The sequence below is a fragment of the Xenorhabdus sp. NBAII XenSa04 genome (genome assembly GCF_963866145.1).
GTDB lineage: Bacteria > Pseudomonadota > Gammaproteobacteria > Enterobacterales > Enterobacteriaceae > Xenorhabdus > Xenorhabdus indica.
The window spans coordinates 19,879-28,807 of sequence record NZ_CAWMEB010000334.1 but is presented as its reverse complement, the minus strand read 5'-3'; the positions used below and the strand labels follow the sequence as shown (position 1 = coordinate 28,807).

Below are 8,929 nucleotides of genomic sequence, written 5' to 3'. Positions count from 1 at the left end.
ATACTGGGACAGGTGAATGGAAACTGGACGGTTTAGAAGCTGTTTGCTTTATTTCTTATAAAGCATTTGTACTCGATCATTCTTCAGAATTGCAGTCCACTCATCAATCTTTTTTACCCAGTGTGCAGGGTAAAAAAGAGGTGAGCTATTCTGCGCAAAATTGCCCTGTAAAGATAACCAAGCCTGAAAATAATGAGCTGATTTCTTCAACGACTCAAGATACACAGAATATTCTGATTGAAGGTCAGGCAGCTAATGGAAGCACGGTCAATATATCATATAAACATAATGATTATGAATCTCCATCATATTCTGTGAGTCCTGATAATAATAATTGGCGTTATGAAATTCAAAGAATGCCCGTAGGTTTTATAATGATAAGAGCAGTTGGCAGAAATATCTCAGGTGAATCTATTCCAAACAACAAAGATGAAGTGAAAATACTCAGTTCTAAAGTTTTTTCTGTAAAAATCAGAAATGATAGTGTTTTCACTGAATTTTATGGGACCTCTATGCCAACTATTAAAGATGATGAAGAAAATTTGATGTCCGGTGTCGAGCTATCTTTTAATAGAGTTGAGTTTCCAGAAGAACCAGAAGAAATTGTATCTGATGAAAATGGCAATTGGACATATGAGTATAAGCATTATGCTAAGAGAGGAGAGTATCTTTTTACTTTCCAAGAAAGTAGCGATAACTATTTTTATCAAAGCAGAGGCGGTAAAACATTTAAATGCATAGGCAGTGATCGCGGAATGAATTGCATTAATAAAAATTAGTTGTGGAATTATATTTAAGGAGCTTGAAATGATTGTTATTAGAGCAGTGTTGATATTACTAATTTTATTCCATTGTAGTAATTCATTTTCTGATAGTTCAATTAAATCGTTACCTTTAAAGGCTATTGCAGGGGGAGAAGAAAGCTGTAAGGATATTAACAGCGATAAATGTAAGTCGTGGGTTGTCAGTATTTATTATGTTGATCAAAAAAACGAAGAAAAGATGTTATGTACCGGTTCGTTGATTGCACCAAACTATGTTCTAACTGCTGCACATTGTGAAGAAGTAGAAGCTAAAAATTATTATGTGATTAGTTCATATGACAAAAATAAAAAAGTCACTGCATCTACCTATAATTTTATAAAGATGGAAATTCCAGGGGCATTTGGACCGGACCCGCATGATGTAGCGATTTTAAAGCTGGATAAACCGTTAGAGTTGGATGGAAAATATGGTCGCATTCGTCGTTTCTTCAATTATGATGAAGCTTATGAAAAATTAGATAGCAGTTACTACCAATCTTCTATTTATGGCTATGGTTATAGAGGAATTGATGAAACAACAGGCGAGCCGAAAAAGAATAGCGACAATGCTCAGTATTATGCTGATGTTAAGATTATTTCTCCAGCTCGTGATTTTTTTAATAACCAAGGGCTAGTTATAGCAAAAAATAAAAAGGCAGGTTTAAAACCAGGTGTTATACAGCATGGAGATTCTGGTGGTCCGATTATTTGGAACGATACAATTGTTGGGGTATCATCCTTTGGATTTGAGGTACCTAGTGTAAAACAAAAAACTGATGATAAGCGTGATTATCCTTTTTTTGTCGTTTCAGATGTTACTGGCAAGTATAATAAAATCGGTTTTATCGATAAATTTTTTCCTGGCAAGTGGTTTTCTCAGACAATGAAGCAGATCTGGATTGATACCCCAGATTGGAATGCTCATTTAAGAAAGCGGGATGGAGATATTCTTGTTAAGGGTTGGGGAAGGCCAAAAAGTGCAATAGAATTAATTTATTCTATCAATGATGGAGCAAAAAAATCTTTTAAATGTAAAGATATTGTTGATAATAGTGGAGAGTGGAAATGTCACATCCCGAATAATGACTTTTTCACTGAGAAAATGAATAAAGAAGAAGAACATAATGTCATTATTACAGCTAAGGAATCATCAGATAATTTATCAAAAAGTGTATCGTGGAGAGAAGATAGCGTACAAGCAAAAATACCTTCTATTGCAAAAGAGTTTGGTATTGTTTACCCAGCAGATAAATCAACTGTATTTACGAAGAATTTTACCATACGTGGTTATGCTGATCCTGGGTCAGCAGTTGAACTTGAATTGCAATCTACTGTAAGTGATGATGATTACTATACACAAGACGAACTATGTAAGGGAATAACTGATGGAAAAACAATAGAAACAACAGATTATGGTTTCTGGTCATGTACTATAAATTACTCAGCTATTGAAGAAATAGAAGATCCTAGTGGTGAAACAGAATGGAATTATAAAATAACAGCGATTCAAAAAACTAATAATTTAAATATTTATGATCAAGTTAATATACTGTTTCAACCTGAAGAGAGTAACAGTCCAAATATTAAACTAATTAAAGATAACTTATACAGTAACTATAGTAAAATGTTACCTTTTGATTTAGGGCTAGATAATAAAGCCAGTTTTTTTTGTTTTTTTAATCAGTCATATTTATATTGTAATGATGTTAATGATAAGATAAGTAGAGTTTATCTTCCTAATAAGAAAATAGATGGATTAAATGCCGGGTTACGGCAATTCAATATTTTTGCAATACAAAAAATTGAGCATGTTGACCCGCTTGATCCAATCTTATGGAATAAATCGAGTGAATTAGGAGGGTATTTAAGCCCGACGTTTAAGGATAAAAATGATATTAATAATCCGAGAGAGATAAACTCTAAAGAACAACAAGATCAGATATTTTCTGGTTATGGTGGTGATAGGCAGAAATATATTTGGCCAAATGGTGATGTAATTTTACCATCAGAGTATTCCATAAAAATTAAAGAAGAGGATAAAAATACTTTTTCTCCGGTAAAATTAGGTGAGCATCGGTTCTTTTCTTCTATTCCAATCTATTCTGGGCAAAACAATCATCCTGTTTGGGAAATTTCTCTTCCATATTATTCATTAAAAGATGGACTTTACTATGTTGAAGTCGCGGATAAATATTATCCATTGGGGTTGGAAAAGTTTAAAAAATATTGGGGTGGTTCACCTCCTGAAAGAAGCTATTTCCGAATAACAACTCCTGAAATTAAGATTACAACTCCCTTTACGGGTGAAACAAGCACAGTGGGTACTTCAAGTTTTCTATCGGGTAGTTCTAATGTTCCCGGAGATGAAGTTGATGTTAAAAGGCGCAGAATAGACCCTTTTTCACCAAAGTTGGAGGGAGGCAATCAAGGACTTGTTAAAGAGACTTCTATCTGTACAGGTGCTGTGGTTAGTGACAATGGTAACTGGCAGTGTGACAGACCAATCATTTTTACTAAGGGGACTTATGAACTCACTGCTGAATTAATCAAAGAAGGCAAAGTGGTTGCCACAGATGTTACACGTTTTACTGTTAAAGATAAAAATGACGACGACGATAACCCCGAAAAAAAACTTGAAATCGATAATCCTAAGGATAATTCAACGGTTGATCCGGATAACCCAATCCGTCTTTCTGGTAAATACGGTGGTTCTGGAGGTAGTGGAGGCGGCGGATTTGGTGGTTTTTTAAGCAGTTTGGCCGGGGCCGTTTTTGGGGGTGTTGAATCTTTGGTTGGTTCTGCCCTTAGCAGTGGTCTTGGCTTCTTTTGGGAGTTTACGATCATGCCTGGGGCTATTTTAGGTGGAGATACTTATACCTTGGGGATACAGGAAACTAAAAATGGGGTACACGTTGGAGATCCTGTCACTTTGCATTTTACTATCCCTATACGTATCACATCTCCTGCCAAGGGAGCGCAATATCGTTTGTACGACGGGATTACCATTGAAGGTCAGGGAACTCCTGGTCAGCTGGTTCTTGTCGCCGCGGCGAAAGAGTTTCTGCCACAAGGGATGACATTACCGATGTCTAATGAGGGAATAATTTGTTTCGTCACGGTTGATTCAAGTGGAAAATGGGCCTGTTCTCATCAACCTGCATTGACGGCGATTAATGAAGGGGTATTTTCTCTTTATGCAGCTCAGTATAAAAAAATAAGTTCGACGGAGTTTGGCGGGACTTATGAAAGAACTTCGCAAGTGACGCGTAAGTACGAAGTCAGCAAAACAAAAATACAGATCACTCTCCCTTCTCACGGCGCAAAGATAACGACGCTGCCTTTTACTATTACAGGTACGGGAGAAAAAGGAGCTAAGGTATATATCAAGGGGTTTGGAGGTACTAAAGATTGTAATACCGAAGTTGACGCATCGGGTAAATGGTCTTGTGGACCTTATCAGCCGGAAGAGGGAAAATATTCTGTTGTAGCAGAGCAGTTTATTGATAATACATTGAACTCAAGTTCATCTGTTTCTTTTGAAATACAAACCAAAACCATTAAGCCGGTGGTTATCACACAACCACACAACGGCGGAGTGTATCAGCATCTCGAAAACATTCTGCCTAAAGGCACCGGAGAGCCGGGAACAGTAGTGTGTTTGGACAAAAAAGCGTTGTCACAGATCTGTCAGAATGGCGTTACAGTGGATGATAAAGGGCATTGGGAATGGATTGATGGTTTGGATACCTCCGTCAGAGGAGAGCAAAAACTGGTTGCTACAGCCTTTTTGGACAAGGTAAGGCAATCCACAGCGAAAGTGACATTTGAGATAATTCCTGCTCCCGGAGAAATCAAGCTAACAGTGAAATCCCCTAAGGAAGCTGAAATTATAAAAACACCTGCATATACCTTTAGTGGTACGATGCCGGGTAATGCAAAAACCGTTACGGTAAAAGCATTCGGCGGGCATGATGATTGCTCTGCGAAGCTCAATAGGGAAAATTACACTTGGACATGTGGGCCTTATAGTTCTGTGCCGGGGGATTACGATGTGACAATCGTGGATGATGCAGGCTCTCAGATTAACAGAAGTTTTAAAGTGCGTTATGGGGCTAATTTACAAATGCGTGTGCTTAAGCCTGCGGAAGGGGAACAAATTGCGACGCCGACGTATACCATCAATGGTAAAGGGCAGGTGGGGGCTCGTATCACAGTTTCTCTTGCCGGTAAGCAAATCTGCGAAGTTGATGTGGATGAAAATCAGGATTGGGTTTGTCCTGACGAAATCGAATCCAAACCGGGAGATTATAGGATCTTGGCGCAGCAATGGGTAGATAATGAGCCTTCAGGAAAGCCAGTAACCCGCAATTTTGAAGTGATTTACATATCGGATATTACCATTAATCCTATAGCTAAGCCGATCTGTACAGCTTCAAGTGCAAGTAAAATTGCAAAATCATCAGAGGAATTTACTCCCATGATGAAAAGTAATGAGACTATTTCTATTCCTATTACGGGAATAGCAACAAAAGGTGCTTATATTTCTTTGAAAGCTACCCCTGCAAATGGAGATTCTCAGAACTGTGGCCCTGTACAGGTTTCAAAAACGGATGGTAACTGGCGTTGTAGTCTACATAATGTACAGCCGGGAATATATCAGGTAGAAGCCACACAATCTATTACGGTTAATGGTCAGCTTCATAAAAGAATGAAAGAAGATAATGTTGATGCGTCTGTTTTGAGTATTTCAGCACCGCCAGAAGGGAGTATTAAAGTTTCATATCATCCTCCAATTGATGTGAAAGTAACGGGAGATGCACTACCGAAAATGAAAGTTTCATATAACGTTCAGAATGATGAGGATTTTTTTTGTTATAGTATTCTTTTACCTAAAGTCCCTTTTCCATCTGGAGATACTAAAAAAGGAAGTATAGTGGCTGATGATCAGGGATACTGGAGTTTTGACGCAAAACTTAGTCAATTTGGAAAACAAAATATAACGGTTTCTGCACAATTTTGTGGGCAATTCATTCAGGTTGAAAGAAAGTTTTGTTATCACCCATATATGAGATGAATATTTCATCTTTTGATTTGGATTTATACCAATCTAACTTCAAGATGCGTGTGATTTCTCCCCGCGAAGCGGGGAGAAATCAGGTTTCATATAGTGTTGTAAATTGCAACTTGAAGTTTAATGAGTATATAAGAAATAAAAATAACCAATAGTCATGTAGTTCCAACCCTATCTTCTAGATTATGATTGTCATTTGGTACTTAATCATAGATAGATAGGGTTTCAATTTTTTTTCCAATCAATAATGAAATCTATTCAGGAATTAACCCCTTTAATTCCACCTACTGTGTTATCATTCTTGCTTCGTGCTTGATATCACGTGATAGATAGTTTTCTTGTTTCCCACCCAACAAAACAGGTAAAAACAATGGCTGAAGCCGCCAGTGAAATGATAAGGCGCTATGATCTGCATAGCCATACGACTGCTTCAGATGGCGTTTTATCACCTGAACAGCTCGTGGGCAGAGCGATTTCCATGGGTATTGATGTATTGGCAATCACTGATCACGATACGACAGAGGGTATTTCACCTGCCTTAAACTATATTCAGCAAAATAATTTGTCATTGACGTTAATATCCGGCGTTGAAATTTCGACGTTATGGCAAAATCTGGAAATTCATATCGTTGGCTTAAATATTGATATCAAATCCGTTTCCTTAAGAAAATTTCTGGCTAATCAGGTTGATTTAAGGAAACAGCGTGGCATTGAAATCGGGCGTCGGTTAGCTAAAGCAGGTATTCCCGATGCGTGGGAAGGAGCATCCCGGTTAGCTAATGGCGGGCAGGTCACTCGCGGGCATTTTGCCCGTTATCTGATTGAGGCGGGAGTTGAGCCGATGATCCAGAAAGTTTTCAAAAAATATCTGGCAAAGGGAAAAATCGGTTATGTTCCACCCCAATGGTGTTCAATCGAGCAGGCTATTGAAACCATTCACCAGGCAGGGGGACAGGCTGTTATTGCTCATCCCGGCAGATATGGTTTGTCAATGAAATGGCTAAAACGCTTAATAGCCTGGTTTCAACAACATGGCGGTGATGCAATGGAAGTTGCGCAATGTCAACAAGCACCTAATGAAAGGCAACAACTTGGTCAACTGGCGAGAGAATATGGGCTGAAAGTATCATTAGGATCGGATTTTCACCAACCTTGTTCATGGATAGAACTCGGTCGTAATTTGTGGTTACCCGGTGATGTTGTACCAATATGGTACGACTGGTCACGGCTTGGGGCTGCATAGAACTTAACGCTGCTGGAACTTAAAGCTGTATAGAAGTAGAGGTTATCATTATGAGCCAGTTTTTTTATATCCACCCTGATAATCCACAAGCCCGTCTTATTGAGCAAAGTGTAGGGATGCTGAAAAAGGGGGGAGTTGTTATTTATCCTACTGATTCAGGCTATGCCATTGGTTGTTGCCTTGAAAATAAGGATGCCATGACCCGTATATGCCGTATCCGTCAATTGGATGGACGGCACAACTTTACATTGATGTGTCGTGATCTGTCAGAGATCTCAACGTATGCCCATGTGGACAATCAGGCGTTCCGGTTAATCAAGAATAATACTCCCGGTAATTACACTTTTATTTTACAGGCAACAAAAGAAGTCCCTCGTCGTTTAATGAACGAGAAACGTAAAACTATTGGTTTGCGCGTCCCGTCCAATCCTATTGCTCTGGCGTTATTGGAAGCAATGCGTGAGCCTTTGATGTCATGCAGCCTGATTTTGCCGGGCAATGATTTTGCCGAGTCTGATCCGGAAGAGATCAAAGATACTTTGAGTAAACAAGTTGATTTAATCATTCACGGTGGCTATCTTGGGCAGCAACCGACAACGGTAGTGGATTTAACCGGGGATTCACCAGTGGTTCTTCGTGAAGGCGAAGGTGATGTGACCCCTTTTTTATAAGATGAAGTTTGAAGTTCCCACTTTTTTATTTTTTTATCATACGACGCCTGTGAAGGCGACAGCAGAGGTTGCTCAATGAGCGATAAAACAGAAAAGTTACAAAAAATTCTTGCGCGTGCTGGTCACGGTTCACGCCGTGAAATTGAAGGATATATTCAACAGGGGCGCATTAGTGTTGATGGTAAGATCGCAACGTTGGGTGATCGAATCGAAGTTAAACCTTCCACCAAAATCCGCTTTGACGGGCGGATTTTAAATATCAAAGAGCCGCAAAAAACAGTTTGTCGGGTCTTGGCTTATTATAAACCAGAAGGTGAATTGTGCACCCGACATGATCCTGAAGGGCGTCCGACGGTGTTTGACCGCTTGCCGAAAATGCAGGATGCTCGCTGGATTGCTGTGGGACGTCTGGATATCAATACTTGTGGCCTGTTGTTGTTTACGACAGATGGTGAACTGGCAAACCGTCTGATGCATCCGAGCCGTGAAGTTGAACGTGAATATGCTGTTCGCGTTTTTGGTGAAGTGGACGACGCTAAATTGCGTCAGTTGAAACAAGGCGTACAACTGGAAGATGGCCCTGCTTCATTCAAAACTATCTCGTTTAAAGGTGGAGAAGGGATTAACCAATGGTACAACGTCACATTGACAGAAGGACGCAACCGTGAAGTCAGGCGCTTGTGGGAAGCCGTTGGCGTGCAGGTCAGTCGTCTGATCCGTGTCCGTTACGGTGATATTAACTTGCCGAAAGGCTTACCTCGTGGCGGTTGGGCTGAATTAGGGCTGGAGCAGACTAACTATTTACGTGAGTTGGTTGGCCTAAATGAAGAAACCGTATCTAAAGTTGCGGTTGAACGTGAACAACGTCGTATCAAAGCCAATCAGATCCGTCGTGCAGTAAGGCGGCATGCTCAGGTGACTTCCCGCCCCGCCGGAAAACGCCCAGCAAGCAGCTCTCGCCAAAATACGGGAAGAAAAACGACGCTTAAAGGCCGTTAATTTTCTCAGGCCGCTATTTCAGTTGAATAAAGCAGTTGAGTTAACTCTATAGTTGGTAAACATTTTTTCGCTGAATATTATTTACTGGACAATGTTTATTGAATATTGAGTCACTGATCTTTGAAATAGCGGCTTTCATTAG

Annotated in this window: 4 protein-coding genes and 1 pseudogene; all 5 read left to right on the top strand. The window is 39.7% G+C overall.

All coding sequences use genetic code 11. The annotated features are described in order from the left end of the window. Positions 1-779: pseudogene (locus AAC147_RS11775) on the top strand (hypothetical protein); the annotation flags it as partial. A 28-nt stretch (positions 780-807) separates the two neighbouring features. After that, a complete protein-coding gene (locus tag AAC147_RS11770) occupies positions 808-5,877 on the top strand; it encodes a trypsin-like serine protease (protein WP_047678165.1) in 5,070 nt (1,689 codons plus the stop codon). Positions 5,878-6,244: 367 nt separating this feature from the next. After that, the gene (rnm, locus tag AAC147_RS11765) at positions 6,245-7,117 is read left to right on the top strand and encodes an RNase RNM (RefSeq protein WP_047678162.1); all 873 of its coding nucleotides are present in this window, start codon (positions 6,245-6,247) and stop codon (positions 7,115-7,117) included. Positions 7,118-7,167: 50 nt separating this feature from the next. Then, positions 7,168-7,788: an L-threonylcarbamoyladenylate synthase gene (locus tag AAC147_RS11760; RefSeq protein ID WP_047678160.1), complete on the top strand. Its 621-nt coding sequence runs from the start codon at positions 7,168-7,170 to the stop codon at positions 7,786-7,788. Positions 7,789-7,863: 75 nt separating this feature from the next. After that, positions 7,864-8,787: a 23S rRNA pseudouridine(2605) synthase RluB gene (gene rluB, locus AAC147_RS11755; protein WP_047678157.1), complete on the top strand. Its 924-nt coding sequence runs from the start codon at positions 7,864-7,866 to the stop codon at positions 8,785-8,787. The last annotated feature ends 142 nt before the right edge of the window (positions 8,788-8,929 follow it).